Raw genomic sequence first — 1,870 nt, 5'->3', positions numbered from 1 at the left:
TGCCCGCTGCCCGCTGCCCGCTGCCCGCTGCCCGCTGCTCTTCCGACCGTCTTCCACCCCGCCCGGTGGCCCCCCGCCCCGCCCGCCGCCATCTTCCTGTACCCCGTACCCCGTACCCCGTACCCCGTACCCCGTACCCCGTCATGCGCATCGGCCACGGCTACGACGTCCACCGACTGGTCTCCGGCCGGCCGCTCATCCTGGGCGGGGTGGGAGTCCCGTCCGATGTCGGGCTCGACGGCCACTCCGACGCCGACGTCCTGACGCACGCCGTCATCGACGCGCTCCTCGGCGCGGCGGCGCTGGGCGACATCGGCGCTCTGTTCCCCGACACCGACGCCGAGTGGGCTGGGGCCGACAGCCTCGACCTCCTCCGGCGCGTCGTCGAGCGCGTGGGCCGGGCGGGGTGGGACATCGGCAACGTCGACGCGACGGTCGTGCTCCAGCGACCTAAGCTCCGCCCGCACGTCGACGCCATGCGGGCGGCGCTCGCGGGCGCCCTCGGCGTCGACGTCGGCCGCGTGTCCGTCAAGGCGACGACCGGCGAGGGCATGGGGTTCGTCGGGACCGGCGAGGGCGCGGCGGCCCACGCCGTCTGCCTCCTGACGGCGCACTAGGTGGAGGCGCTCGCCACCGACTTTGTCGACTGGCTCCAGGCGCTCCCGCCGGGCGGGATCTACGCGGTCCTGCTCGCGATCTCGTACCTCGAGAACCTCGTGCCGCCCATCTGGGGCGACACCGTCATCGTCGTCTGCGGGTCGCTCGTCGGCCTGGGCACGCTCGCGTTCGGGCCGACGCTCGCGCTCGCCACGCTCGGCGGCTCGCTCGGCTTCCTCACCGTGTTCGCGATCGGCCGCCGTCTGGGGGAGGCGGTCCAGGACCCCACGCGCCTCCGGTGGATCCCGCGCGGGCCGGTCGCCCGCGTCGAGCGGTGGCTCGAGCGGCGGGGCTACGCCGTCGTCGCGGCCAACCGCTTCCTCAGCGGCGGGCGCTCGGTGATCGGCCTGCTCGCCGGCGCCTCCGACCTCCGGTGGGGGCCGACGACGCTCTGGGCCACGGTCAGCGCGCTCGCGTGGAGCGCGCTGCTCGTTGGGGGCGGGGCGGCGCTCGGGTCGCAGTGGACGCGCGTCCTCGACGGGCTCGCCGTTTACGGCCGCGCGGTGACGGTCGTGCTCGTGGCGGTCCTCGCCGTCGCCGCAGTGCGCTGGTGGCGGGGCAAGAAACCACGAAGAGCGCCCGACCACCCCGCCCCGCCCGCCTAGCCGGTTGCCCCCGAGGGCGGGGCGGCCTAGCTTGGCCCTCCGCGACGCTCCGGTGCGCGGCGTGCCCAGACCACGGGCCGCGCCGTCTGGCTGGCGTAGCTCAGCTGGTAGAGCAGCTGATTTGTAATCAGCAGGTCGGGGGTTCGAGCCCCTCCGCCAGCTCCGCCGGTGGGCGTCGCGCCGTTCTTTTTCTGGGCAGGTGGCCGAGTGGTTAAAGGCGACAGACTGTAAATCTGTTCTCGTAAGAGTACGGAGGTTCGAATCCTCCCCTGCCCACGTTTTGACGACCCGCCCCGCCCTGGGGCGCCCTGCGGGAGTAGCTCAGCTGGTAGAGCATCAGCCTTCCAAGCTGAGGGTCGCGGGTTCGAATCCCGTCTCCCGCTCCCTCGAAACGCTGAATGCTGAACGGCGAACGCTGAAGGTCTTTCCCTTCATCGTTCAGCCTTTGTCATTCATCGTTCCGTCCGCCTCCTTAGCTCAGCGGTAGAGCACTTCCATGGTAAGGAAGGGGTCCCGGGTTCAATTCCCGGAGGAGGCTCCTCCGCCCCGCCCGGGCGGCACACGTAGACCCACGACACCGCGCGCCTTGCGCACAGACGATACAGACC

2 protein-coding genes and 4 tRNA genes are annotated in these 1,870 nt (G+C 72.1%); all 6 read left to right on the top strand.

The genetic code is table 11. The annotated features are described in order from the left end of the window. The first annotated feature begins 143 nt into the window (after positions 1-143). Positions 144-617 (top strand): 2-C-methyl-D-erythritol 2,4-cyclodiphosphate synthase, encoded by a 474-nt coding sequence (gene ispF / locus RM540_RS16220; protein ID WP_311666054.1) that lies wholly within the window; start codon positions 144-146, stop codon positions 615-617. Then, the gene (locus RM540_RS16215; RefSeq protein WP_311666052.1) at positions 618-1,262 is read left to right on the top strand and encodes a DedA family protein; all 645 of its coding nucleotides are present in this window, start codon (positions 618-620) and stop codon (positions 1,260-1,262) included. A gap of 89 nt (positions 1,263-1,351) precedes the next feature. After that, positions 1,352-1,424: transfer RNA gene (locus RM540_RS16210), tRNA-Thr, on the top strand. A 31-nt stretch (positions 1,425-1,455) separates the two neighbouring features. After that, positions 1,456-1,538: transfer RNA gene (locus RM540_RS16205), tRNA-Tyr, on the top strand. 34 nt (positions 1,539-1,572) lie between these two features. Beyond that, positions 1,573-1,645: transfer RNA gene (locus RM540_RS16200), tRNA-Gly, on the top strand. An 83-nt stretch (positions 1,646-1,728) separates the two neighbouring features. Beyond that, positions 1,729-1,800, top strand: a tRNA-Thr gene (locus RM540_RS16195). The last annotated feature ends 70 nt before the right edge of the window (positions 1,801-1,870 follow it).

This window comes from Rubrivirga litoralis, from assembly GCF_031846415.1.
GTDB lineage: Bacteria > Bacteroidota > Rhodothermia > Rhodothermales > Rubricoccaceae > Rubrivirga > Rubrivirga litoralis.
The sequence above is the reverse complement of the archived record's forward strand: the minus strand, read 5'-3'. Positions and strand labels throughout refer to the sequence as shown.

Bases quoted from the DNA above. Each gene is read 5' to 3' on its own strand.
- ispF (WP_311666054.1), top strand. From the start codon at position 144: ATGCGCATCGGCCACGGCTACGACGTCCACCGACTGGTCTCCGGCCGG.